The organism is Streptomyces sp. URMC 127, from assembly GCF_051386535.1.
Classification (GTDB): Bacteria; Actinomycetota; Actinomycetes; order Streptomycetales; family Streptomycetaceae; genus Streptomyces.
In genome coordinates this window covers 27,450-51,902 of the sequence record NZ_JBPQTW010000005.1, presented here as the reverse complement: position 1 = coordinate 51,902, position 24,453 = coordinate 27,450, and the positions used below count along the sequence as shown (strand labels likewise).

At 71.6% G+C, this 24,453-nt stretch carries 18 protein-coding genes and 1 pseudogene; 4 read left to right on the top strand and 15 right to left on the bottom strand.

All coding sequences use genetic code 11. From position 1 onward, the window contains the following. Position 1 precedes the first annotated feature (1 nt). A complete protein-coding gene (locus ACSNOH_RS02775; RefSeq protein ID WP_436719533.1) occupies positions 2-1,489 on the bottom strand; it encodes a site-2 protease family protein in 1,488 nt (495 codons plus the stop codon). Here ACSNOH_RS02775 and ACSNOH_RS02770 point away from each other — a divergent pair. Together ACSNOH_RS02770 and ACSNOH_RS02765 are read left to right on the top strand one after the other, a co-directional pair. Next, a complete protein-coding gene (locus tag ACSNOH_RS02770; RefSeq protein WP_436719532.1) occupies positions 1,371-2,318 on the top strand; it encodes a RecB family exonuclease in 948 nt (315 codons plus the stop codon). The two genes, ACSNOH_RS02775 and ACSNOH_RS02770, sit on opposite strands and share 119 nt — an antisense overlap. Positions 2,319-2,331: 13 nt before the next feature. Further along, positions 2,332-3,003 (top strand): response regulator, encoded by a 672-nt coding sequence (locus ACSNOH_RS02765; RefSeq protein WP_391835365.1) that lies wholly within the window; start codon positions 2,332-2,334, stop codon positions 3,001-3,003. 97 nt (positions 3,004-3,100) lie between these two features. Here ACSNOH_RS02765 and ACSNOH_RS02760 read toward each other — a convergent pair whose 3' ends face one another. From ACSNOH_RS02760 to ACSNOH_RS02720, 9 genes and pseudogenes are all read right to left on the bottom strand, one after another. Beyond that, entirely contained in the window at positions 3,101-4,690 is a 1,590-nt protein-coding gene (locus ACSNOH_RS02760; protein WP_436719531.1) for an ABC transporter substrate-binding protein, read from the bottom strand. An 85-nt stretch (positions 4,691-4,775) separates the two neighbouring features. Further along, a complete protein-coding gene (locus ACSNOH_RS02755) occupies positions 4,776-6,374 on the bottom strand; it encodes an ABC transporter substrate-binding protein (RefSeq protein WP_436719530.1) in 1,599 nt (532 codons plus the stop codon). A 413-nt stretch (positions 6,375-6,787) separates the two neighbouring features. Then, complete coding sequence (locus ACSNOH_RS02750) at positions 6,788-7,429, bottom strand: HAD family hydrolase (protein WP_436719582.1); 642 nt, start codon at positions 7,427-7,429, stop codon at positions 6,788-6,790. Positions 7,430-7,576: 147 nt separating this feature from the next. Then, positions 7,577-8,518, bottom strand: a pseudogene (locus tag ACSNOH_RS02745) (PAC2 family protein); the annotation flags it as partial. A 137-nt stretch (positions 8,519-8,655) separates the two neighbouring features. Next, the gene (locus ACSNOH_RS02740) at positions 8,656-9,720 is read right to left on the bottom strand and encodes a hypothetical protein (protein ID WP_436719529.1); all 1,065 of its coding nucleotides are present in this window, start codon (positions 9,718-9,720) and stop codon (positions 8,656-8,658) included. 134 nt (positions 9,721-9,854) lie between these two features. After that, complete coding sequence (locus ACSNOH_RS02735) at positions 9,855-11,462, bottom strand: FAD-dependent oxidoreductase (protein ID WP_436719528.1); 1,608 nt, start codon at positions 11,460-11,462, stop codon at positions 9,855-9,857. Positions 11,463-11,464: 2 nt separating this feature from the next. Continuing rightward, complete coding sequence (gene glpK / locus ACSNOH_RS02730; RefSeq protein ID WP_436719527.1) at positions 11,465-12,991, bottom strand: glycerol kinase GlpK; 1,527 nt, start codon at positions 12,989-12,991, stop codon at positions 11,465-11,467. Between the two features lie 43 nt (positions 12,992-13,034). Further along, positions 13,035-13,817, bottom strand: coding sequence for an MIP/aquaporin family protein (locus ACSNOH_RS02725; RefSeq protein WP_436719526.1), 783 nt, complete (start codon positions 13,815-13,817; stop codon positions 13,035-13,037). Between the two features lie 301 nt (positions 13,818-14,118). Further along, positions 14,119-14,883: an IclR family transcriptional regulator gene (locus ACSNOH_RS02720; protein ID WP_436719525.1), complete on the bottom strand. Its 765-nt coding sequence runs from the start codon at positions 14,881-14,883 to the stop codon at positions 14,119-14,121. A 296-nt stretch (positions 14,884-15,179) separates the two neighbouring features. On the opposite strand from ACSNOH_RS02720, the gene metH reads away from it, so the two are divergent. Next, a complete protein-coding gene (gene metH, locus ACSNOH_RS02715; protein WP_436719524.1) occupies positions 15,180-18,689 on the top strand; it encodes a methionine synthase in 3,510 nt (1,169 codons plus the stop codon). 79 nt (positions 18,690-18,768) lie between these two features. Here the strand turns inward: metH and mshC are convergent, their stop codons facing one another. The 4 genes from mshC to ACSNOH_RS02695 all read right to left on the bottom strand — a co-directional run bounded on the left by mshC (position 18,769) and on the right by ACSNOH_RS02695 (position 22,497). Beyond that, positions 18,769-19,998, bottom strand: a complete 1,230-nt coding sequence (gene mshC / locus ACSNOH_RS02710; RefSeq protein WP_436719523.1) for a cysteine--1-D-myo-inosityl 2-amino-2-deoxy-alpha-D-glucopyranoside ligase — start codon at positions 19,996-19,998, stop codon at positions 18,769-18,771. Positions 19,999-20,286: 288 nt separating this feature from the next. Next, the gene (locus ACSNOH_RS02705; protein WP_436719522.1) at positions 20,287-21,108 is read right to left on the bottom strand and encodes an SCO1664 family protein; all 822 of its coding nucleotides are present in this window, start codon (positions 21,106-21,108) and stop codon (positions 20,287-20,289) included. Then, the gene (locus ACSNOH_RS02700; RefSeq protein ID WP_436719521.1) at positions 21,072-21,662 is read right to left on the bottom strand and encodes a DUF3090 domain-containing protein; all 591 of its coding nucleotides are present in this window, start codon (positions 21,660-21,662) and stop codon (positions 21,072-21,074) included. Before ACSNOH_RS02700 ends, ACSNOH_RS02705 begins: the two co-directional genes overlap by 37 nt. Positions 21,663-21,792: 130 nt before the next feature. After that, positions 21,793-22,497 (bottom strand): histidine phosphatase family protein, encoded by a 705-nt coding sequence (locus tag ACSNOH_RS02695; protein ID WP_436719520.1) that lies wholly within the window; start codon positions 22,495-22,497, stop codon positions 21,793-21,795. Between the two features lie 142 nt (positions 22,498-22,639). Here ACSNOH_RS02695 and ACSNOH_RS02690 point away from each other — a divergent pair, with 142 nt between their 5' ends. Next, positions 22,640-23,632 (top strand): magnesium and cobalt transport protein CorA, encoded by a 993-nt coding sequence (locus ACSNOH_RS02690; RefSeq protein ID WP_436719519.1) that lies wholly within the window; start codon positions 22,640-22,642, stop codon positions 23,630-23,632. A gap of 27 nt (positions 23,633-23,659) precedes the next feature. Here the strand turns inward: ACSNOH_RS02690 and ACSNOH_RS02685 are convergent, their stop codons facing one another. Continuing rightward, positions 23,660-24,448: a ferritin-like domain-containing protein gene (locus tag ACSNOH_RS02685; RefSeq protein WP_436719518.1), complete on the bottom strand. Its 789-nt coding sequence runs from the start codon at positions 24,446-24,448 to the stop codon at positions 23,660-23,662. Between the last annotated feature and the right edge of the window lie 5 nt (positions 24,449-24,453).

Below are 24,453 nucleotides of genomic sequence, written 5' to 3'. Positions count from 1 at the left end.
GTCAGGGCGCCGTCCGGGCCATCGCCGCGACGAAGGCGCGCTCCACGTCCGCCGCGGACAGCACGCCGTAGACCGCCCCGCCGTCCTCGACCACGAGGTATTCCGTCGCCGGTGTGGCCCGCAGCACGTCCAGCAGCTCTTCTCCGGCGAGGTCGGCGGAGACCCGCATGCCGTCCTTGAGGTCCTGGGCGAGGGTGCTCACGGCGACCCAGGGGCGGCGGTGCTCGGGGACGCCGACGACGGCCGCCTCGCGGACGAGCCCGGTGGGCGCGCCCTGGCCGTCGACGACGACCAGGGCGCGGGCGCCCGCCTCGGCGGCGCGGCGCAGGGCCTCGGAGAGCGGCGTGGCCGCCTCGACGGGGACGGCGCGCCGGGTGAGGGTGCGGGCCCGCAGGCCGGGGAGGCGTTCGCGGAGGCGGGCCATGCGCAGGCTGTTGCCGGCGCCGGTCCAGATGATGGCGGCGAGGATGGCCGCGAGCAGGGCGTCGGTGAGGGAGTCGAAGCCGCCGAGGTCCGCGCCGGAGCCGCCGCCGAGGCCGCGGGTGAGCAGGGGCAGGCCGACGAGGACGGCGACGGCGAGGGCGCGGCCGATCCAGGCGGCGACGACGGTGCCGGTCATGGGGTTGCCGCTGATCTTCCAGACGACGGCGCGGAGCATGCGCCCGCCGTCCAGCGGGAGGCCGGGGAGCAGGTTGAAGGCGGCGACGAGCAGGTTGGAGACCATCAGCCCGGCGAGCAGGACGCCCGGCACGGTGCCGGGCTCGACGGCGAGCACGCCCAGGTAGAACACGCCGGCGAGGACGAGGGAGAGCAGGGGGCCGACGAAGGCGAGGACGAATTCGCGGCCGGGGGCCTCGGTCTCCTTCTCGATCTCGGAGACGCCGCCGAAGAACTGGAGCTGGATGCGGCGCACGGGGAGCTTGAAGCGGAGCGCGGCCACAGTGTGGGCGAGCTCGTGGACGAGGACGGAGGCGTAGAAGGCGACGGCGAAGAAGAGGGAGACGAGGTAGCGGGCGCGGCCGAGCTCGGGGAGCACGCGGTCGAGCTGGGCGCCGAAGACCCAGGTGATGAGGGCGGCGACGAGGAACCAGCTGGGGGCGACGTAGACGGGTACGCCGAAGGGGCGGCCCATGAGGATGCCGCCGCCGCTCTCGCGGGGGCGTCCGGGCGGCCGCTTCCCGGGCTCGTGCCGGTCTCCGGCGCCCCCGTCGCCGGACCTGCTCTGCCCGCTGTTCTCCACGGTGTCCCCTCGTCGGATGCGGCCCTCGCAGGTGCCCGGTGGTCCTCCGGTCACGCAGTGCGAAGGGGTCTGTGGTCGATGGTATGACGCCGGCTGTCGGTGGCGGGCCTTAGGGTTTTCTGTCATGGGTATGGACAGTGGGGCCCCCGCGGGGCGGGCCGGGGCCGGCGTGCGGCGCGGGCCTGCGGAGACGGGTACGGGGCCGGGGCGGCCGAAGGCGCTCTCGCCGTCGCGGGCGGGCGATTTCATGCAGTGCCCGCTGCTGTACCGGTTCCGGGTGATCGACCGGCTGCCGGAGAAGCCGAGCGCGGCGGCCACCCGCGGCACGGTGGTGCACGCGGTGCTGGAGCGGCTCTTCGACGCTCCGGCGGCCGAGCGGACGGCGCAGCGGGCCACGGGTCTGGTGCCCGGCGAGTGGGAGCGGCTGCTGGCCGCCCGCCCGGAGCTGGCCGAGCTGTTCCACGACGAGGACGGCGCGCACGACCCGGCGCTGCTGGCGAAGTGGCTGGGCGAGGCGGAGCGGCTGGTCGAGCGCTGGTTCACGCTGGAGGACCCCACGCGCCTGGAGCCCGCGGAGCGCGAGCTGTACGTGGAGACGGAGCTGGAGTCGGGCCCGCTGCTGCGCGGCTTCATCGACCGGGTGGACGTGGCGCCGTCGGGCGACGTGCGCATCGTGGACTACAAGACGGGCAAGGCCCCGGCCCCGCGGTTCCGCTCCGAGGCGCTGTTCCAGATGACGTTCTACGCCCTGGTGCTGTGGAAGCTGAAGGGCAGGGTGCCGCGCCGCCTCCAGCTGGTCTACCTGGGCAGCGGGGACGTGCTGACGTACGACCCGGTGGAGGATGAGCTGCGGGCGGTCGAGCGCAAGCTGCGGGCGCTGTGGGACGCGATCGTGCTGGCCACGGAGACCGGCGAGTGGCGGCCGCGGCCGACGAAGCTGTGCGGCTGGTGCGATCACCAGGCGGTGTGTCCGGAGTTCGGGGGCACTCCCCCGCCGTATCCGCTGCCGATCGTGGCGCAGCGCGACGGCCGGGTGGCCGCCGGAGGGACGGCTCAGGGCAGAATGGACGCGGTCTAACGAAGGAGTTCCTGTGGCGATCCGCGTCCTACTGGTCGACGACCAGCCGCTGCTGCGCACCGGCTTCCGGATGATTCTCGAAGCGGAACAGGACCTCGCGGTGGTGGGCGAGGCGGGGGACGGCCTGCAGGCGCTGGATCAGGTGCGGGCCCTGCAGCCGGATGTGGTCCTGATGGACATCCGGATGCCCCGGATGGACGGTGTGGAGGCGACGCGCCAGATCACCGGCCCGGACCGGAACGGCCCGGCGAAGGTGCTGGTGCTGACCACCTTCGACCTCGACGAGTACGTGGTGGAGGCGCTGCGCGCGGGTGCGAGCGGCTTCCTGCTGAAGGACGCGCCGGCCCATGAGCTGGTGCAGGCGATCCGGGTGGTCGCGGGCGGCGAGGCGATGCTCGCGCCGAGCATCACGCGCCGCCTGCTGGACAAGTACGCGGGCCACCTGCCGTCGGGCGAGGAGCCCCTGCCGGACACCCTGCACACGCTGACCGACCGCGAGGTCGAGGTGCTGAAGCTGGTGGCGCGCGGGCTGTCGAACGCGGAGATCGCGGCGGACCTGTTCGTCAGCGAGACGACGGTGAAGACGCACGTGGGGCACGTCCTGACGAAGCTCGGGCTGCGGGACCGCGTCCAGGCGGCGGTCTACGCGTACGAGAGCGGGCTGGTGCGGCCGGGCGCGCAGTAGCCGCACCCGGCTCGCGGGTGCGGCGAGCACCAAGAGCCGGAAGCACGGTGCCCTCCCCCGGAGTCCCGGGGGAGGGCACTTGCGCGTGGTGGGCCGGTCAGCCCTTGGCGCTCTTGCTGATCTCCCAGAAGCGGAAGACGGTGGAGGCGTCGAGGGTCCACTGCAGGCCGGAGACGCGCTCGTTGGCCACGGCGTACTGCTTGCCCTGCCAGAGCGGGAGCAGCGGCACGTCCTGGGCGACGGTGTTCTGCACCTTGGCGTAGTCGCCGACGGTGGAGGGGCGGCTGCCGTTGGCGGCGGTGGCCAGGAGCCGGCCGGCGATCTCCTTGGACTCGTAGTTGTTGGAGACCACGTTGTCGTCGCCGAAGAAGGGCGCGGTGAAGTTGTCCGGGTCCGGGTAGTCGGGGACCCAGCCCTTCACGTAGACGCCGTACTTGCCGGCGGCGATGCCCTGCTCGTACTCGTTGAGCGGGACGGACTTCACGTCCGCCTCGAAGAGGCCGCTCTTGTTGAGCTGCTTGGCGATCTCCTGGAACTCCGGGACGGTGCCGGGGCCGTAGCGGACGGGGGTGGCCCACAGGGTGAGCTTGACCTTGTCCTTGATGCCGGCGGAGTTCAGGGCGGCGGCGGCCTTGTCGGGCTGCGGCCGGTCGCCGTAGGTGTCGTAGAACGAGGTCTTGTGCCCGGTGATGCCGCTGGGGACGATCGAGTACAGCGGTTCGGCGGTGCGCTTGTAGACGTCGCGGACGAGGGCGCTGCGGTCGATCAGGTAGGCGATGGCCTTGCGGACGCCGACCTTGCCGACGACCGGGTCCTTGGTGTTGAACACCAGGTGCTGGACCTCGGCGCTGGTGCCCTCGACGACCTTGAGGTTGTGCTTGCCGGCCGCGGAGTCGAAGTCGGCGATGTCCTTCATGGCGAGGCCACGGTAGGCGAGGTCGACGTCGCCCTTCTGGAGGGCGTCCTTCAGCGCGGCCTGCTCGCCGTGGAAGAACTTCATGGTGACGCCGCGGTTCTGGACGACCGCCGCGCCCTTGTAGTCCTTGTTGACGGAGAACTTGGCCTGCTTCTCGTCGTACGAGTCCAGCTTGTAGACACCGGAGCCGATGGCCTTGCCGTCGGTGCGGAGCTTGTCCGCGGGGTACTCCTGGTGGTCCACGATCGAGCCGGCGCCCGAGGCGATCTTCTGCGGGAAGGTGGCGTCGGAGCGCTTGAGCTCGAAGACGACGTTCAGCTTGTCCGGCGTCCTGATGTTCTTGATCGTGGACAGCAGGGCCGATGCGGGACCCTTCTTGTCGTTGATCTTCAGGGTGCGGTTGAAGGAGTGGGCGACGTCCTCGGAGGTGAGGTCGTGGCCGTTGCTGAACTTCAGCCCCTCCTTGAGGGTGCACTGGTAGACGGTGCTGCTCTCGTCCTTGAAGCTGCACTTGTCGGCGGCGTCCGGCTGAGGGATGGTGCTCCCCTTGGGGAAGCTCATCAGCGACTGGAAGACGTTGTTGAACAGGATCCAGGAGCCCGGGTCGTAGCCGGATGCCGGGTCGGTGGACACGACCTCGTCGGACATCCCCATGACCACGGACTCACCGGTGCCGCCCGCGTCGCCGTCTTCCGAACCGCACCCGGTGAGCAGGGCGGCGGCGAGCCCCGCACCGAGCGGGGCGGCAAGCCACTGGTCACGTTTCCTCACGTGCACGTTCCTCACAGTTTCTTGTTCGTCTCTGAACACATCGCGAACACGTCGCCGGCGGGCCGGTCCGACGGGTTCGCCGGCCTCACACGCCGCGGGCGAGTTCCCACGGCTGCATCTCGGAGGCGGAGTTGAGCGCCCACTCGGCACCGGTGATGTTCTCCCGGGCCGCCACGTACTGCTTGCCCTGCCACAGCGGCAGCACCGGCACCTCGTCGGCGACGATGTCCTGGGCCTGCTGGAAGTACTTGGCCGCCGCCTCGCGCTGCGCGGCCTCGCGGGAGTCGGGGATCAGCTCGTTGCTGATCTTGTTGTTGCGGTACGGCGAGCGGAGGAAGTTGTCCTTGCCGACGAACGGGGCGACGAAGTTGTCGGGGTCCGGGAAGTCGGGGAACCAGCCCATGCCGTAGACGGCGTACTTGCCCGCGGCGGCCTCGGGCCGGAACTCGGACCACTCCTTGCCCTGGAGCTTGACGCTGAACAGGCCGCTGTCGTTCAGCTGCTTCTGCAGGGTCTTGAAGGACTTCTCGGTCGCCTCACCGTAGTGGTCGGTGGTGTAGGTGAGGGTGAGCGGCACGGGGGTGCTGACGTTGCCGGCGCGGAGGATGGAGCGGGCCTTCTCCGCGCTGGGGTCGCCGTACTTGTTGGAGAACGAGTTCTGGTGACCGGTGATGCCCATGGGCACCAGCGAGTACAGCGGGTCGTTGGTGCGGTCGTAGGAGTCGCGGGCCAGCGCCGCGCGGTCGACGACCTGGGCCATGGCCTGGCGGACGGCCTTGTTCTTCACCGTCGGGTCGTCGGTGTTGAAGGCGAGGTAGCTGATCTCCTGGCCGGGGGCCTCGAGCAGCTTGATGTCCTTGCCCGCCTCCCCGCGCAGCCGGCCGATCTGCTCCGGGGACAGGGTGCGGTTCATGATGTCGATGTCGCCCGACTTCAGGGCCTTCTCCATCGACGGGGAGTCGTCGTAGAAGCGCATCTCGACCTTGTCGTTCTGCGGCTGGACGGCGCCCTGGTAGCTCTTGTTGCGGTTGAGCACGGCCTTGACGACGCGGCCGTCCTTCTCCTCGGTCTGCAGCGTGTACGGGCCGGAGCCGACGACGTTGAAGCCGTTGCCGAGCTTGTTCTTGTCGTAGGACTCGGCGTCGACGATCGCGGCGGCCGGGGTGGCGATCTTCTGCGGGAAGGTCGCGTCGGGCGTCTTCAGCTGGAAGACGACCTCCAGCTCGCCGGGCGTCTCCACCCGGTCGATGTTGCTGAGCAGCGAGACCGGGCCGTTCTCGAAGTTGATGGCGCGGGCGCGCTCGACGGAGAACTTGACGTCCTCGGCGGTCAGCGCGTGGCCGTTGGAGAACTTCAGGCCGCTGCGCAGGGTGCAGCGGAACTGCTCGTTCTTGCGGTCGCCCCAGGTGCACTTGGAGGCGGCGTCGGGCACGGGCGTGGTGCCGGAGCGCGGCAGCCGCAGCAGCGTCTGGAAGGTGCTGTGCAGGACGTTCCAGGCGCCGATGTCGTACGCGGCGGCGGGGTCGAACGGCGCGGGGGCGTCCGTCGTCTCCTCGAACCGGTCGGTCGTGCCGATGACGATGGCGCCGCCGCCCTTGCCGGCTCCGTCGCTCCCGCCGCAGGCGACGAGCACGGGGGCCAGCAGGGCTGCCACGGTCGGCAGCACCAACGTCTTGCGGTTCATTGTGCGGGGTTCTCCCTGTGATGCGATCGGTCCCCGGGACCCTACCGGCGAGCGGTGCGCGGGCCCACGGGCAAGCCGTGAAGTTCTCGCGAAAAGATTAGTGCCGGGTGCCGGTGCCACCGGAACACGGAGAAGTTGACGCGATATCACGCGGCGATAACAGCGGCGGGTTTCCCCGATATGCGGACACCGGAACGAATCCCGCACTCGATCATCAATCGGGACACAAGGGTGCGCTTCAACCCGCGAGGACGTGCCGTCCGGTGATCATTTCCGCACGCAACGCCGCCGCGGGCGGTGACGAAGGTCACTCGGGCGACTTTCCCGCGGCCGCGGGAATTAAGTCACCGCATTCGTCACGGAAAACACTCGTTCCGGCGCCCAGAGTTCCTTGAACTTTCCGCGGGGCACGCTCAGTGAACGGGAGAGTGCATTCCCGTGATCAGGCCCCGGAGAAAACCGAGATCCACTTCCTCGAGGGAGCTCACGACGGTCCGCCCGGCGGCCGGCGGGATCTCCCCGACCGACGGCACCGCCACCACCCGGCAGCCGGCCGCCTCCGCGGCCCGCACCCCGGTCAGGGTGTCCTCGATGACCGCGCACCGGCCCGGCTCCGCGCCGAGCCGCGCGGCAGCCAGCAGATACGGGTCGGGGTGCGGCTTGGTGCGCTCGATCTCGTCGCCCGCGACGGTCAGCGCGAAGTTCTCCGGGCCCAGGGAGACCAGGACGCGGTCGATGATCTCGCGGTGCGAGGCCGAGACCAGGGCGGTGGGGATCTTGTGGGCGGCGAGCTCGGCGAGCAGTCTGCGGGCGCCCGGCATCAGCGGCACCCCGCGCCCGATCATCTCGGAGAAGCGCGTGTTGAGCAGGACGGTGAGCTCGGTCAGGGCGATCTTCGCGCCCGTGGCCCGGATGAGGAAGGAGGCGCTGCGCGCCATCGGGCCGCCCACCACGACCTCGCGGTACTCCTCCAGCAGCTGGTGACCCAGCTCGGCGAAGACGGCGACCTCCACCTCCCACCAGAACCCCTCCGTGTCGACGAGGGTGCCGTCCATGTCGAGCAGGACCGCCTGCAGGGCGGAGCCGGCGGCCGCACGGGGCGGGGCAACGGGGATGCTGCTGGTCATCCGGGCACACCTCCTGAGGGGACGAGAAGGCCGGTTCGCGCGGCCCCGGGCCTCGTCCTCGGGCCCCTCGGGCTCCTCCTCGGACGGCGCCGCCTCGTCCTTCGCCGGGCGCTGCGGGCGGGTGCGCCCGCTGGTGGTGTCGCGCAGGTACGAGCCGTCGCCGGGCTGCGGGTCGCGGCGGCGCAGATAGCGCTCGAACTCGCGGGCGATGGCCTCGCCGGAGGCCTCCGGCAGGTCGGCGGTGTCGCGCGCCTCCTCCAGGGACTGCACGTACTCGGCGACCTCGCTGTCCTCGGCCGCCAGCTGGTCGACGCCCAGCTGCCAGGCCCGCGCGTCCTCCGGCAGCTCGCCGAGCGGGATGCGCAGGTCGATCAGGTCCTCCAGGCGGTTCAGGAGCGCCAGGGTGGCCTTCGGGTTCGGCGGCTGGGAGACGTAGTGCGGGACGGCGGCCCACAGGCTCACCGCCGGGACGCCCGCGTGGGTGCAGGCCTCCTGGAGGATGCCGACGATCCCGGTCGGGCCCTCGTAGCGGGACTCCTCCAGATCCATGGTCCGCGCGAGGTCGGGGTCGGAGGTGACGCCGCTGACCGGAACGGGCCGGGTGTGCGGGGTGTCCCCCAGCAGCGAGCCCAGGACGACCACCAGCTCCACGCCGAGCTCGTGGGCGAAGCCCAGGATCTCGTTGCAGAACGAGCGCCAGCGCATGCTCGGCTCGATGCCGCGCACCAGCACGAGGTCGCGGGACGCGCCCTTGCCGTCGCCGCCGGTGCGCACGACGGACAGCCTGGTCGTCGGCCACGTGACCTTGCGGACCCCGCCGTCGAGCCAGACCGTGGGGCGGTTGACCTGGAAGTCGTAGTAGTCCTCGGCGTCGAGCGCGCCGAAGACCTCGCCCTTCCACTCCCGGTCCAGGTGCGCGACCGCGCTGGAGGCGGCGTCCCCCGCGTCGTTCCAGCCCTCGAAGGCACAGATCATGACCGGGTCGATCAGCTCGGGTACCCCCTCAAGCTCGATCACCCAGCGCCTCCTTCCGACCGGGCCCCCTGCGGCGGCTCCGGTTGCTGTTCCTTGCGGATTTTTCTGCTGCTCTGTTGTGCGACCCCAAGACTACGACTTCCCTGCTGCCCGGTCGCAGCCCCTGTACGGGCTCTTCCTCAGCCCCTTGCCCCCCAGCCGTTCCGGTAGGCACGCCAGTCGTCCTCGGTGGCGGCGAAGTCCACGTAGAGCGCCAGCCCGAACCGCTGCCGGCCCCGGTCCTCCCGGGACAGGCCGAGCCGGGCGCCGCGGACGGCCGCCGCGGCCGTCTCGGCGTGACCGTGGTGGCCCAAGTCGTCGGTGTGGTAGAAGGGCAGGCCCATCAGCAGGTCGGTGCCGGCGGGCGTGACCTGCAGGGCGAGCTCGGTCTGCCGGGCGACGTAGCCGCCGTAGAGGCTCTCGACCGGCAGCGCCGTGTCGTACGACATGACCGCGATCTGGTCGGTGCGGCGCGCGACTTGGGCGAAGTAGCGCTGTGTCCACCACTTGGGACTGCCGGCCAGGCGCGCGGCGGCGTGCATCGCGGGCACCGGGTCGATCTGCTGGGCGGCGACCGAGAGCACTCCCCCGGCGTCACGCACCGCCGGGTGCAGGGCGTCCAGCAGGGCGAGGAAGTCGCGGTCGCCGGTGCGGACCGGCTCGACGTCGAGGTGGACGCCTTCGAAGCCCGCCCGCATGACCTGCCGCGCGCTTGTGACGACCGCGGCGCGGGCGCGCGGGTCGTCCAGGCGCAGGCCGTTGCGGCCCTCGCCGGGGCGCACCAGCTTGTCGCCCAGCCAGGCCTGGATGCGCACGCCGGGCAGTTCGCGGTGCAGGACGCCGATCATCCGGCGGGCGTCCGGATAGGCGGTGGCGGGCAGGGTGCCGTCGTGCTCCAGCGGCCCGGCGTGAATGTACAGGTCGCGCATGCCGGTGCCGGCGACGTTGCGCTTGAGCTCGGCGATGTCCGCGGGCCCGCGCCGGCCGTCGAGCCACGCGTGGCCGAGCCAGACGGCGTCCCGGCCGCGGGTGACGGCGTCGGCCGCGGGCGTCCCGGCGTACGAGGCCCGCAGGGCGCTGCCCGCGGCGACGACGGGCACCAGCACCACCAGGACGAGCGCCACCGCGACCCGTATCGCCGTCTTCTTCCCGGGGCGCCACGCGCGCACCCTGGCCGCCAGGGAGCGGCCGGCCTGCTTCGTCATCTCGTCCCCCTCGTTTTCTGTAGGGACGAGAAGAAGACCAGGTCAGTTGCCCTGTGGCGGAAAACGCCCGGGGGCGGGACACCGAGCGTGTCCCGCCCCCGGGGCCCGCGGCGGCTGCCGGCGGGCCGCGAAGATCAGCCCTTGTCGGCCAGCATGTCCTTGACCCGGGCGCGGACGTTCTCGTCGTCCAGGCCGCGGATGGTCAGGGTCGTGCGGCGGCGCAGGACGTCGTCGACGGTCTCGGCCCACTCGTGGTCGCGGGCGTAGACGACCTGGGCCCAGATCTCCGGGCCGTCGGGGTGGATGCGCTCGCCGAGCTCGGGGTTCTCGTTGACCAGGCGCGCGATGTCGAAGGACAGCGAGCCGTAGTGCGAGGCGAGGTGGCGGGCCGTCAGCGGGTCCATGCGGGCGCCGGGCTCGCGGTCGACGAGCAGGCGGTGCGCGACCGCGTTGGGGTTGGCGACGCCGGGCAGCGGGGTGCGGCGCACGAGGCTGGAGATGGGCTCCATGTCCTCGGTCAGCGGGCTGCCGGGCACCTGGGCCAGCTTCTTCATGACCGTACGGCCGATGTGACGGTAGGTCGTCCACTTGCCGCCGGCGACGGAGAGCATGCCGCCCTTGCCCTCGGTGACGACCGTCTCGCGCTTGGCCTGGGCGACGTCGCCCGGGCCGCCGGGCAGCACGCGCAGGCCGGCGAAGGCGTACGTCATGAGGTCGCGGTCGAGGTCCGCGTCCTGGATGGAGAACGCCGCCTCGTCGAGGATCTGCTGGATGTCCTCCTCGGTGGCGCGCACGTCCGCCGGGTCGCCCTCGTACTGGGTGTCGGTGGTGCCCAGCAGCAGCTGGTCCTCCCACGGCAGGGCGAAGGTGATGCGGTACTTGTCGATCGGGGTGGCCATGGCGGCCTTCCAGGGCGACTTGCGCTTCATCACGATGTGCGCGCCCTTGGAGAGACGGATCGACGGCGCGGCGCCCTTGTCTTCCAGCTTGCGCAGGTGGTCCACCCACGGGCCGGTGGCGTTGAGGACGACGCGCGCGTCGATGCCGAACTCGGTGCCGTCCAGGCGGTCCTTGAGCTCGGCGCCGGTGACCTTGCCGTGCGTAAAGCGCAGGCCGGTCACCTCGGCGTGGTTGAGCACCACGGCACCGGACTCGACCGCCGCGCGGACCGTCATGACGGCCACGCGGGAGTCGTTCATCTGGTGGTCGTAGTAGACCGCGACGGCCTTCAGGTTGTCCGTGCGCAGACCGGGGTTGTCGGCCTTGGCCTTGGCCGGGGAGATCACCTTGCCGACGCCGTCGCCGAAGGCGGACAGCGCCGAGTAGGCGAAGACACCGGCGCCGAGCTTGGCCGCGCCGACCGGGCCGCCCTTGTACACGGGCAGGTAGAAGGTGAGCGGGTTGACCAGGTGCGGGGCCACGTCCTTGGCCAGCACCCGCCGCTCGTGGTGGTTCTCCGCCACCAGCTTGACCGCGCCGGTCTGCAGGTAGCGCAGACCGCCGTGGACGAGCTTGGAGGAGGCGGAGGAGGTGGCGCCGGCGAAGTCGCCGGCGTCCACCATCGCGACCCGCAGACCGGACTGCGCGGCGTGCCAGGCCACCGAGGTGCCCAGGATGCCGCCACCGATCACCAGGAGGTCGTACGTCGCCTTGGACAGCCGTTCCCGGGTCTCGGCGCGGCCCGGGTTGGCGCCGGCAGCCGGGTGCGTTCCCAGGGTCGGAACGCTCTGCGGGGTTGTCATGATTACTCCTCGTCCTCGATCCAGCCCATGGTCCGCTCGACGGCCTTGAGCCAGTTCTTGTACTCGCGGTCACGCGTGTCCGCGTCCATGCGGGGGGTCCACTCGGCGGCCCGGCGCCAGTTGGCGCGCAGCGCGTCGGTGTCCGGCCAGAAGCCGACGGCCAGGCCGGCGGCGTAGGCAGCGCCGAGGCAGGTCGTCTCGGCGACCATCGGGCGCACGACGGGTGCGTCCAGGAAGTCCGAGAGGGTCTGCATCAGCAAGTTGTTGGAGGTCATGCCGCCGTCGACCTTGAGTGCGGTCAGCTCGACGCCGGAGTCCTTGGTCATGGCGTCGGTGATCTCGCGGGTCTGCCAGGCGGTGGCCTCGAGCACGGCGCGGGCGATGTGCGCCTTGGTGACGTAGCGGGTCAGGCCCGCGATCACACCGCGCGCGTCGGAGCGCCAGTAGGGGGCGAACAGGCCGGAGAAGGCCGGCACGAAGTAGGCGCCGCCGTTGTCCTCGACGGAGCTGGCGAGCGTCTCGATCTCGGCGGCGCTCTTGATGAGGCCCATCTGGTCGCGCATCCACTGCACGAGGGAGCCGGTGACGGCGATGGAGCCCTCGAGGGCGTAGACGGGCTTCTGGTCGCCGATGCGGTAGCCGACGGTGGTCAGCAGGCCGTTGTAGGACTGGACGGGCTCGTCACCGGTGTTCATCAGCATGAAGGTGCCGGTGCCGTAGGTGGACTTGGCCTCGCCCTTGTCGTAGCAGGTCTGGCCGAAGAGGGCCGCCTGCTGGTCGCCGAGGGCGGAGGCGACGGGCACGCCGGCGAGGGCGCCGCCCTTGGCCGTGCCGTAGACCTCGGCGGAGGAGCGGATCTCCGGCAGCACGGCGGCCGGGATCTCCATGGAGGAGAGGATGCGCTCGTCCCACTCCAGGGAGCGGAGGTTCATCAGCATGGTGCGGGAGGCGTTGGTGACGTCCGTGACGTGCACGCCGCCGTCGGCGCCGCCGGTGAGGTTCCAGATGACCCAGGAGTCCATGGTGCCGAAGAGGATCTCGCCGCGCTCGGCGCGCTCGCGCAGGCCCTCGACGTTGTCCAGCAGCCAGCGGACCTTCGGGCCGGAGAAGTAGGAGGCCAGCGGCAGGCCCGTCTCGCGGCGGAAGCGGTCCTGGCCGACGTTGCGGCCGAGCTCCTTGCACAGGGCGTCGGTGCGGGTGTCCTGCCAGACGATGGCGTTGTAGACCGGCTCGCCCGTGTTCTTGTCCCACAGCAGCGTGGTCTCGCGCTGGTTGGTGATGCCGATGGCCTTGACGTCGGCGGCGGTGATGCCGGCCTTCTCGACGGCGCCGGCGACGACCTCCTGGACGTTGGTCCAGATCTCCTTGGCGTCGTGCTCGACCCAGCCCGGCTTCGGGAAGATCTGCTCGTGCTCCTTCTGGTCGACGGAGACGATGCGGCCGTCGCGGTCGAAGACGATGCAGCGGGAGGAGGTGGTGCCCTGGTCGATCGCCGCGATGAACGGGCCCTGGTTGTGCGCGTCGGTCATGGTGTGTCTGCTCCTGAAGGGTCGGAAGGGTCTCGGCGGGTGATCAGAACGCGATCTTGTGGATGCCTGCGGCCAGGGCGGCGCCGATGAGCGGGCCGGCCACCGGGATCCAGGCGTAGCCCCAGTCGGAGCCGCCCTTGTTCGGCAGCGGCAGCAGCGCGTGCACGATGCGCGGGCCGAGGTCGCGGGCCGGGTTGATGGCGTAACCGGTCGGGCCGCCGAGCGAGAGGCCGATGCCGACGACGACGAAGGCGACCATCAGGGTGCCCGTGCCGCTGGTGGCCAGGCCCTTGGTCAGACCCATGGTGAGGATGAACAGCACCAGGGCGGCGGTGCCGATGATCTCGGTGACGAGGTTCTGCACCGCGTTGCGGATCTCGGGGCCGGTGGAGAAGATGCCCAGCACCGGGCCGGCCTGCGGGGTCGCGGTCTGGTCGACCATGCCCTCGGCGGGGTTGAGGGTGGCGACGAGCTCCGGGTCCGTCAGGTGGGCCTTGAACTGACCGTAGTAGGCGAGCCACACCAGGGCGGCGCCGATCATCGCGCCGAGCAGCTGGGAGCCGATGTAGAGCGGCACGTCCTTCCACTCGGTCGCGCCGTCGATGGCGAGGCCGAGGGTGACGGCGGGGTTGAGGTGCGCACCGGACTTGGCGCCGATGTAGGCACCGGTCAGCACGGCGAAGCCCCAGCCGAACGTGATGGCGAGCCAGCCCGCGTTCTGCGCCTTCGAACGCTTCAGGGTGACGGCGGCGCAGACGCCGCCGCCGAGCAGGATCAACACTGCGGTACCGATGAGCTCACCGGTGAAGATGTCGGAGCTGGACACCCGCGACTCCTTTGTCCTTCGTCCAGGGGAAGGCGGACCCCGGGTCCCTCCGGTGGTCCGCAGCTCTCCGATGGAGAGCTTCGATCGGCCCGCGGCAGTGTCCACCATAGCGAATATTGTCGTTAGGTGTTCGACAATGCCGACCGATGCACGGCAGTTTTCTGCACGGTTAAGGGCCCGTCAAGAGTCCTGTGACCGAAAACTCTCGGCAGGAGTGGCTGAAAACTGCCGTATCGGACACACGCGGTTACCGACCAGTAGTACCCAGTAGTCACTTCCGGGCACAACAAAGTCCCCGGCGTCAGAAGCGGCCCGCGCCCAGGTCGCGGGAGACGGCGCGGGCACAGTCGCGGACGGCGGCGACCAGCTGCGCGCGCAGCTCGCCGTCCTCGCACACCCGCTCCACCGCGCCCGTGATGCCGACGGCCCCCACGGGCATCCGGTGCCGGTCGTGGATGGGGGCGGCCACCGAGGCCACGCCCTCCCAGGTCTCCTCGACGTCCGCGGCCCAGCCGCGGGCGCGGGTCAGGTCCAGCACGCCCTCCAGATCGGGCAGCGACGTGACGGTCGAGGCGGTGAACGCCTCGCGCTCGGCCTCCAGCAGCTGGCTGTGCGCCACCGGGTCGTAGGCGCACAGCACCTTGCCGAGGGCCGTGCTGTGCAGCGGCTGCATGGCGCCGACCTCCAGCACCTGACGGCTGTCGTCCGGCCGGAAGACGTGGTGGACGATGAGGACGCCCTGCTGGTGCAGGACACCCAGATAGACGCTCTCGCCGCTGGAGCGGGCCAGGTCGTCCGCCCACAGCAGGGCCCGGGCGCGCAGCTCGTGCACGTCCAGGTAGCTGTTGCCCAGGCGCAGCAGCTCGGCGCCGAGCTGGTAGCGCCCCGAGGCGGGGTCCTGTTCGACGAAGCCCTCCTGCTGCAGCGTGCGCAGGATGCCGTGGGCGGTGCCCTTGGCCAGCCCGAGCGCGGAGGCCACATCGGACAGTCCCAGCCGTCGTTCGCCCCCCGCGAGCAGCCGTAGCATCGCTGCCGCCCGTTCGAGCGACTGGATGGTCCGTGCCATCGCTCAACCTCCTCCGAAATGCCCGTTCGGCATTGCTGAACACTATCGGCCCATGCCGACCAGGAGATAGCTGACCGGCGGCTGGACCATGATCGCCGAGTGGTGGCGGGCCGCTCCGCCCGGCCCCACCGGGACGCGTGCATCGTGCAGCCGTCGGCGCTTTCCGGCGTATCCATCGCGTATCCGAGGGGTGAAACACCCGCCCCGGATTCCGGTTTCTGCGGTTACGCTGACGGCGTGCGCCTTCTTCCGGAGGGCGCAAAGCCGACAGCCGTCGCAACCCCGGGAGCACTTCCATGGCCTCGTTCACGCCATCGTCCGCAAGCACCGCCCGAGCCTCCGAACTGCGGGAGGCGCTCGCCTCCCGGGTCGTCGTGGCCGACGGGGCCATGGGCACGATGCTCCAGGCTCAGGACCCGAGCATGGAGGACTTCCAGCAGCTCGAAGGCTGCAACGAGATCCTGAACGTCACCCGCCCCGACATCGTCCGCTCCGTCCACGAGGCGTACTTCGCGGTGGGCGTGGACTGCGTGGAGACCAACACCTTCGGTGCCAACTTCGCCGCCCTCGGCGAGTACGACGTCGCGCACCGCATCTTCGAGCTCTCCGAGGCGGGCGCCCGCGTCGCCCGCGAGACCGCCGACGACTTCACCGCCCGCGACGGGCGCACCCGCTGGGTGCTGGGCTCGGTGGGCCCCGGCACCAAGCTGCCGACGCTCGGTCACGCCCCCTACACCCGCCTGCGCGACGCCTACCAGCAGAACGTCGAGGGCCTGGTCACCGGCGGCGTCGACGCGATCCTCGTGGAGACCACCCAGGACCTGCTGCAGACCAAGGCCTCGGTGATCGGCGCCCGCCGCGCGATGACGGCCCTGGGCGCGGACCTTCCACTGCTCGTCCAGGTGACCGTCGAGACCACCGGCACGATGCTCCTGGGCTCCGAGATCGGCGCGGCGCTGACCGCCCTGGAGCCGCTGGGCATCGACATGATCGGCCTCAACTGCGCCACCGGCCCCGCCGAGATGAGCGAACACCTGCGCTACCTCTCGCGCCACGCACGCACCCGCGTCTCGGCCATGCCCAACGCCGGCCTGCCGGTCCTGGGCAAGGACGGCGCGCACTACCCGCTCACCCCGGCCGAGCTCGCGGACGCCCACGAGACCTTCGTGCGGGAGTACGGCCTCTCCCTCGTCGGCGGCTGCTGCGGCACGACCCCGGAGCACCTGCGCCAGGTGGTCGAGCGCGTCCGCGGGCTCGCGCCGACCGAGCGGCAGCCGCGTCCCGAGCCGGGCGCCGCCTCGCTCTACCAGACCGTCCCCTTCCGCCAGGACACCTCGTACCTGGCCATCGGCGAGCGGACGAACGCCAACGGCTCGAAGAAGTTCCGCGAGGCCATGCTGGACGGCCGCTGGGACGACTGCGTGGAAATGGCCCGCGACCAGATCCGCGAGGGCGCCCACCTGCTCGACCTGTGCGTGGACTACGTGGGCCGCGACGGCGTGGCGGACATGGCCGAGATCGCCGGCCGCTTCGCCACCGCCTCGACGCTGCCCATCGTGCTGGACTCCACCGAACCGGCCGTCATCCAGGCCGGCCTGGAGAAGCTGGGCGGCCGCGCCGTCATCAACTCCGTCAACTACGAGGACGGCGACGGCCCCGACTCCCGCTTCGCCCGGATCACCCGGCTGGCGGTCGAGCACGGCGCCGCGCTCATCGCGCTCACCATCGACGAGGAGGGCCAGGCCCGCACCGTCGAGAAGAAGGTCGAGATCGCGGAGCGGCTGATCGCCGACCTCACGGGCAACTGGGGGGTCCAGGAGTCGGACATCCTCATCGACTGCCTCACCTTCACCATCTGCACCGGGCAGGAGGAGTCCCGCAAGGACGGCATCGCCACCATCGAGGCGATCCGCGAGCTCAAGCGCCGCCACCCCGACGTGCAGACCACGCTGGGCCTGTCGAACATCTCCTTCGGCCTCAACCCGGCCGCCCGGATGGTCCTCAACTCCGTCTTCCTGGACGAGTGCGTCAAGGCCGGCCTGGACTCGGCCATCGTCCACGCCTCGAAGATCCTGCCCATCGCCCGCCTGGACGAGGAGCAGGTCAAGGTCGCCTCCGACCTCATCTACGACCGCCGCAGCGAGGGCTACGACCCGCTGCAGCGCCTGCTGGAGCTCTTCGAGGGCGTGGACACCAAGTCCATGAAGGCGGGCAAGGCCGAGGAGCTGGCGGCGCTCCCCCTGGAGGAGCGGCTGCGCCGCCGGATCATCGACGGCGAGAAGAACGGCCTGGAGGCGGATCTCGACGCGGCGCTGGCCGAGCGCCCGGCGCTGGACATCGTCAACGACACGCTGCTGGAGGGCATGAAGGTCGTCGGCGAGCTGTTCGGCTCGGGCCAGATGCAGCTGCCGTTCGTGCTGCAGTCGGCCGAGGTGATGAAGTCGGCGGTGGCCTATCTGGAACCGCACATGGAGAAGTCCGACGCCGAGGGCAAGGGCACCATCGTGCTGGCCACGGTCCGCGGCGACGTCCACGACATCGGCAAGAACCTGGTCGACATCATCCTGTCCAACAACGGCTACAACGTCGTCAACCTGGGCATCAAGCAGCCGGTCTCGGCGATCCTGGAGGCCGCCGAGGAGCACCGGGCCGACGTCATCGGCATGTCCGGGCTGCTGGTGAAGTCCACCGTGATCATGAAGGAGAACCTGGAGGAGCTCAACCAGCGCAAGCTGGCGGCCACCTACCCGGTGATCCTCGGCGGGGCGGCCCTGACCCGCGCCTACGTCGAGCAGGACCTGCACGAGATCTACGACGGCGAGGTGCGCTACGCCCGCGACGCCTTCGAGGGCCTGCGGCTGATGGACGCGCTGATCGCCGTCAAGCGCGGCGTGCCGGGCGCCACCCTGCCGGAGCTCAAGCAGCGGCGGGTGGCGAAGAAGGCGGTGGCCGCCGTCCCCGAGGCGGAGGAGCCGAAGGGCTCCGTCCGCTCCGACGTCGCCGTCGACAACCGCGTGCCCGAGCCGCCGTTCTGGGGCACCCGCGTCGTCAAGGGCATCCCGCTGAAGGACTACGCGTCCTGGCTGGACGAGGGCGCGCTGTTCAAGGGCCAGTGGGGCCTGAAGCAGGCCCGCGCCGGCGGCCCCACCTACGAGGAGCTCGTGGAGAGCGAGGGCCGGCCGCGGCTGCGCGGCTGGCTGGACAAGCTCCACACCGAGAACCTGCTCGAAGCGGCCGTCGTCTACGGCTACTTCCCCTGCTACTCCAAGGGCGACGACCTCATCCTGCTGGGTGAGGACGGCACCGAGCGCACCCGCTTCACCTTCCCGCGGCAGCGGCGCGGGCGCCGGCTGTGCCTCGCCGACTACTTCCGCCCGGAGGAGTCCGGCGAGAAGGACGTGGTGGGCCTGCAGGTGGTCACGGTCGGCTCGCGGATCGGGGAGGCCACGGCCGAGCTGTTCGCCTCCGACGCCTACCGCGACTACCTCGAACTGCACGGCCTGTCCGTCCAGCTGGCCGAGGCCCTGGCCGAGTACTGGCACGCCCGGGTGCGCGCCGAGCTCGGCTTCGGCGGGGAGGACCCGAAGGACGTCGAAGACATGTTCGCCCTGAAGTACCGCGGGGCGCGCTTCTCCCTGGGCTACGGCGCGTGCCCGGACCTGGAGGACCGCGCCAAGATCGCGGAGCTGCTGCAGCCGGAGCGGATCGGGGTGCACCTCTCCGAGGAGTTCCAGCTGCACCCGGAGCAGTCCACCGACGCGATCGTCATCCACCACCCCGAGGCGAAGTACTTCAACGCGCGCTGAGCGAAACGCCCGAGGGCCGGGTGCGCACCGCTCCGCGGTGCGCACCCGGCCCTCTTGGCCGTCGTTGCGGTTCAGCGCGTCACAGCGCCACGCCGAGGAGTGCGTCGGCGACGCGGGAGACGAGGCCGGGCGCGCCCTCGTCCGTGCCGCCGCCGGCGGCCTGGGCGGCCGCCCAGCGGTCGATGGCCGCGAGGGCGCGGGGCGAGTCGAGGTCGTCCGCGAGGGCCTCGCGGACCTCCTCCACCAGCGCGTCCGCGGACGGGCCGTCGGGGCGCGAGACCGCGGCGCGCCAGCGGCCGAGGCGCTCGACGGCCTCGTGCAGGACGGCGTCGGTCCACTCCCAGTCGGCGCGGTAGTGGTGCGCGAGGAGCGCGAGGCGGATCGCGGCGGGGTCGACGCCGTCGCGGCGCAGGGCCGAGACGAAGACGAGGTTGCCCTTGGACTTGGACATCTTCTCGCCGTGGAGCGCGACCATGCCGGCGTGGACGTAGGTCCTGGCGTAGGGGTGCTCGCCGGTGAGGACCTGGGCGTGCGAGGCGCCCATCTCGTGGTGCGGGAAGACCAGGTCGGAGCCGCCGCCCTGGACGTCGAAGCCCATGCCGAGGTGCTCCAGGGCGATGGCCACGCACTCGATGTGCCAGCCGGGGCGGCCGGGGCCGAGCGAGGCGCCGTCCCAGCTGGGCTCGCCCGGGCGGGCGGCCATCCACAGCATGGGGTCGAGCGGGTTCTTCTTGCCCGGGCGGTCCGGGTCGCCGCCGCGCTCGGCGGAGAGCAGGCGCATGGCCTCGGCGTCGAGGCCGGAGACCTCGCCGAAGCGGGTGTCGGACCCGACGGAGAAGTAGATGTCGCCGTCGAGCTCGTAGGCGGCGCCGGCCTCGCGCAGGCGCTCCACCAGCGGGACGATCTTGGGTATGGATTCGACGGCACCGATGTAGTGCCGCGGCGGGAGCATCCGCAGGGCGGTCATGTCCTCGCGGAAGAGGGCGGTCTCCCGCTCGGCGAGCTCGGCCCAGTCGTCACCGTTGGCGACGGCCCGCTCCAGCAGCGGGTCGTCGATGTCGGTGACGTTCTGGACGTAGTGAACCTGCCGCTTGGTGTCGAGCCACACGCGCTGAACGAGGTCGAACGCGTTGTAGGTCGCCGCGTGTCCCATGTGGGTCGCGTCGTACGGCGTGATGCCGCAGACGTAGATACGGGCGACGGGGCCGGGGACGAGGGTCACCCGTCCGCCGGTCGCGGTGTCGTGGATCCGGAGGTCGCGGCCACTGCCGGGCAGGGCGGGAACCTCAGAAGCGGGCCAGGCATGCATGTCACGAGCGTAACCGGACGCATGTTCCGGATACGAACCGGATCCGGCTCTTGGCCGAACAGGCCCTCTTGCGCGGGGGCGCTGCGCTGTGCATGCACATGCCCGCTCGGCGCGGCGCGGCGCCCGGACAGCTCACGGCTACGGACCCCCGCGCCGCTTGTCGGACGGCTCACTGCTCGGGGCCGCATCGCCGTCCGGACAGCTCGCCGCTCGGGGGCCGCACTCATGTCGAGCCCGTCCGGCGCTTGAGGACGAGGCCCGCCAGGGCCGGTGGCAGTGACCGGCGGCTCACACCGGCGGCCACGGAATCGCGGGCCACTGCCCGGACGGCTCACGGTGCCGCCCCGTGCGGAGCAGCTCCGCCACCCGCGCCCGCCGTGCCGCGATCTCCTCCGCCGTGATCAGCTCGGCGAGCCGCTCCACCAAGGGGCCCCCGTCGGCCAGATTGGCCGAAAGACGCCGCAGCGCCTCCACGGCCTCCTCCGTGAGCGGCTCGCCCGCCCAGCCCCACAGCAGCGTGCGCAGCTTGTCGTCCGCGTTGAAGGTCACTCCGTGATCGATCGCATAGAGCCGGCCGTCCGCGGCCGGGAGGAGGTGGCCGCCCTTGCGGTCACCGTTGTTGATCACGGCGTCCAGCACCGCCAGCCGGCGCAGCCGCTCGTCGTCGGCGTGCACGAGCAGCGCCGTGCGCTCCTCGCCCACCTCCGCGAGGCCGACGGCCTTCCAGCCCGGCTCGGGCTCCTCGCCCTCGACGAGCGCGAGCAGCGCGGAGTCCTCGGCAGAGACCTCGATCCACAGCTGGCACATGCCCCGGCCGTACGGCCCGTCGCGCAGCACCGTGGGCGGGACGAGGCCCCATCCCATGGCCTCGGAGAGCTCGTAGGCGGCGACCTCGCGCTGGGCGAGGGTGCCGTCGGGGAAGTCCCACAGCGGGCGCTCGCCCGCGACGGGCTTGTAGACGCAGGCGGCGCTCACGCCCTCGTACTCGACCGTGCAGTACAGCACCGCGTTGGACGCGCCGGAGATCCGGCCACGGACCGTCAGCTCACCCTTGGCCAGCAGTTCCTGCGGGCTCACGCGCCGCGGCGGTATCCGTTCTGGCGCGGACATACGTGTCCTTCCGGGTCGAGCGGCAGACTGCACAGCGGGCACGGCGGGCGGCCGGCGTTCACGACCTCCAGGGCGCGCTTGGCGAAGGCGCGGGCCATGGTGCCGGTGATGCGGACGCGCAGCATCGGCGGGCCGTTCGCCTCGTCCTGCAGGAGCCGCTCCTCGGCCTCGGCGAGGTCCTCGTCGGTGTCGGCGTCCAGCTCGACGAGGGCCTGGGCCTCGACGATCATGCGCTGGTGCTCGCCGTCCCAGGCCAGCGCCATGGTGCCGACGCGGAACTCCTCCTCGATGGGGGTCTCCAGCGGGGCCGTGTCGGCGAGCTCGGCCGGGGCGACGGCGGGCACGGGGGCACTGCCGCCGGTGCGCCGGACGACCTCGTCCAGCAGCTCGTCGATGCGCTCGGCGAGCGCCTCGACCTGGGCCTTCTCCAGGGCGACGGTGGTGGTGCGGCCGGCCGCGGTGGCCTGCAGGAAGAAGGTGCGGCGGCCAGGCAGCCCGACCGTACCGGCGACGAAACGGTCCGGCGGGTCGTAGAGGAACACCTGACGGGACAACGTCCTGCTCCATTGGGTTCGGGCGGTTCGGGCCAACGTGGTGCGGGCTTGTCGTGCTCGGGCGGGCCCGGCGCCGGTCACGGCGTGACGGGCGGACCCTGCCGCGTCACCACCCTACTGCGCGCCACGATCACGGTGCCCCCGCCCCGCCCCCCACGACGCCGTCCTCCTCCGGGCGCCGCCCCTGCCCCGGCGTCTCCTCGTGCGGCGCGAGGCCGCGCAGGTCGCCGGTGTCGCCGAGGCGCACCAGGAAGGGACGGAGCCGGGTGTAGCGGATGGCGGTGACGGAGCAGGGGTCGACGGCGATGCGCTGGAAGAGGTCGAGGTGCAGGCCCAGGGCGTCGGCGACGAGGGCCTTGATGATGTCGCCGTGCGAGCACACCACGTAGCAGGCGTCGTGTCCGTGCCCGGCCTCCACGCGGGCGTTCCAGTCCCGTACGGCGTCGACGGCGCGGGCCTGCATGGCCCGTACGGACTCGCCGCCCGGGAAGGCGGCGGAGGACGGGTGGCGCTGGACGACCTCCCAGAGCGGTTCGCCCGTGAGCTCGGAGATCTTGCGGCCGGACCAGTCCCCGTAGTCGCACTCGCCGACGCGCTCGTCGGTGTGCAGGGGCAGGCCGGGGCGGGCGGCGAGGAGGGGCGCCAGGGTCTCGCGGCAGCGCTGGAGGGGGCTCGTGACGGCCGCCGCGAGCGGCACCTGCGCGAGCCGGGCCGGGAGGGCGGCGGCCTGGGCGGCGCCGCGCTCGTCCAGGGCGATGCCGGGGGTCCGCCCCGCGAGCACTCCCCCGGTGTTGGCGGTGGACCGGCCGTGCCGGACCAGGATCAGCGTGGGCATGGCCGCCAGCGTATTGCCTGTCCGGCGGAGCGTGGCGTGCGCGGGGGCGCCGCAGCCCGCGGATCCCGGCGGGCCCCCGGCACGGGATATTTCCGCGCCGCCCGCGCCCGGTGTCATGTGTACGCGGCCGATCGGCGGCAAAATGCCCTGCGTGATCGTGGACTGCGCCATCTACCGCAACGGACGCCGCACCGAGGGCCCCGCCGACTTCTCCGACGCCCTGGACGAGGCGCGGGCGGCGGGGGACTCCTTCCTGTGGGTCGGACTGCACGAGCCGACGGAGGAGGAGTTCGACCTCGTCACGAGCGAGTTCAACCTGCACCCACTGGCGGTTGAGGACGCGCTCAAGGCGCACCAGCGGCCGAAGCTGGAGGTCTACAACGGCTCGCTGTTCGTCGTGCTCAAGCCGGTCACGTACGACGACGACGCGGACACGGTGGCGACGGGCGAGCTGATGCTGTTCGTCGGCGACTCGTTCGTCGTGACCGTGCGGCACGGCGAGGGCAGCCCGCTCGCGCAGGTGCGGCAGCGGCTGGAGCACGAGCCGGAGGTGCTGCGGCACGGCCCGGCGTCGGTGCTGTACGCGGTGTGCGACGCCGTCGTCGACCACTACACCGAGGTCGCGGCGGAGCTCCAGCTGGACCTGGAGGAGCTGGAGGCGGAGGTGTTCGCCCCGCTGGGCGGCGACAACCGGACCATCGCGTCGCGGATCTACTCCTTCAAGCGCCAGGTGCTGGAGTTCCGGCGGGCCTCGGCGCCGCTGGCCGAGCCGGTGACGCGGCTGGCGGGCGTGGGCGTGCCGTTCGTGCCGGAGCGGTCGCAGCCGTTCTTCCGGGACGTCGGCGACCACCTGACGCGGGCGAACGAGTCCGTCGAGGGCCTGGACCGGCTGCTGTCGGACATACTGTCCGCCCACCTCGCGCAGATGGGCGTCCAGCAGAACGACGACATGCGCAAGATCTCGGCGTGGGCGGCGATGGCGGCCGTCCCGACGATGATCGCCGGGGTCTACGGCATGAACTTCACGCACATGTGGGAGCTGCGGCAGCCGTGGGGCTATCCGGCGGCCGTGCTGGTGATGGCGGGGCTGGTGTTCTGGCTGTACCGGCTGTTCAAGCGGCGCGGGTGGCTGTGAGGCCGCGGCCGGCGGCGAGGCCCGCCGTCAGGCGAACTCCGGCTCGGTGGCCGGGGTTCCGCCCAGTGCGTCGCGGCGTTCCGGCATGCGCAGGGTGACCATCCGCCGCCAGCCGACGAGCCGCTCGTAGGCGTACAGGGCCCGGATACCGAGGGACAGCGCGAGCGCCTTGGGCCGGGGCCAGCGCAGGATCGCGCCCATGTGCTCCATGACGGCCAGGCTCACGTCCCGGTAGATGCGCACCTCGGCGCGGGCGCACTCCCGCAGGGCAGCGCGGATGGTCCGGCCGTGGCCCAGGCGCGCCAGGCGCAGCAGCTCCTCGTGGCAGTACGAGAGGTGGTTGGTCTCGTCGTGGGCGATCATCCGGATCGCCCTGCCGACCTCGGGGTGGTCGCCGAAGTGCGTGGTGAGCATCTCCATCTGGTCGGCGGCGCGCTGCTCGGTGACGCGGCTGTGCGCGAGGTAGGTGACGATGTCCTCCTCGGTCAGCGGCTGCTCGCCGCGCAGGAGCGTGTGGGGCAGGCCGATGCCGCGGCGCTCCAGGAGCATCGTGTAGTCGGTGCCGGGCGGCACCGGGACGGGGTCGAGGCCGCGCTTGCGCAGCAGCGCCCGGAAGATGCGCCCGTGCTTGTCCTCGTCGGCGCCGTGCCGGGCGATCTTCGGTGCGAGCGCGCTCTGTCCGGCCGGGACCAGGGCGGCGATGCGGCCGTTCTCCCAGCCGCCCTGCGCCTCGCCGCTGGCGGCGAGGGAACAGAAGAGCCGGTACGCCTCGTCGTTGCCGAGGATCTCCTGGAACAGGCTTCTGGCCGAGAGCATGACGG

Coding starts and splice junctions, on each gene's coding strand:
- metH (WP_436719524.1), top strand. CDS start 15,180: ATGGCCTCGTTCACGCCATCGTCCGCAAGCACCGCCCGAGCCTCCGAA.
- ACSNOH_RS02770 (WP_436719532.1), top strand. CDS start 1,371: ATGGACAGTGGGGCCCCCGCGGGGCGGGCCGGGGCCGGCGTGCGGCGC.
- ACSNOH_RS02775 (WP_436719533.1), bottom strand. CDS start 1,489: ATGAAATCGCCCGCCCGCGACGGCGAGAGCGCCTTCGGCCGCCCCGGC.
- ACSNOH_RS02720 (WP_436719525.1), bottom strand. CDS start 14,883: ATGGCACGGACCATCCAGTCGCTCGAACGGGCGGCAGCGATGCTACGG.
- mshC (WP_436719523.1), bottom strand. CDS start 19,998: ATGCATGCCTGGCCCGCTTCTGAGGTTCCCGCCCTGCCCGGCAGTGGC.
- ACSNOH_RS02750 (WP_436719582.1), bottom strand. CDS start 7,429: ATGGACGGCACCCTCGTCGACACGGAGGGGTTCTGGTGGGAGGTGGAG.
- ACSNOH_RS02685 (WP_436719518.1), bottom strand. CDS start 24,448: ATGCTCTCGGCCAGAAGCCTGTTCCAGGAGATCCTCGGCAACGACGAG.
- ACSNOH_RS02695 (WP_436719520.1), bottom strand. CDS start 22,497: ATGCCCACGCTGATCCTGGTCCGGCACGGCCGGTCCACCGCCAACACC.
- ACSNOH_RS02690 (WP_436719519.1), top strand. CDS start 22,640: ATGCCCTGCGTGATCGTGGACTGCGCCATCTACCGCAACGGACGCCGC.
- glpK (WP_436719527.1), bottom strand. CDS start 12,991: ATGACCGACGCGCACAACCAGGGCCCGTTCATCGCGGCGATCGACCAG.
- ACSNOH_RS02705 (WP_436719522.1), bottom strand. CDS start 21,108: ATGTCCGCGCCAGAACGGATACCGCCGCGGCGCGTGAGCCCGCAGGAA.
- ACSNOH_RS02740 (WP_436719529.1), bottom strand. CDS start 9,720: ATGACGAAGCAGGCCGGCCGCTCCCTGGCGGCCAGGGTGCGCGCGTGG.
- ACSNOH_RS02735 (WP_436719528.1), bottom strand. CDS start 11,462: ATGACAACCCCGCAGAGCGTTCCGACCCTGGGAACGCACCCGGCTGCC.
- ACSNOH_RS02755 (WP_436719530.1), bottom strand. CDS start 6,374: ATGAACCGCAAGACGTTGGTGCTGCCGACCGTGGCAGCCCTGCTGGCC.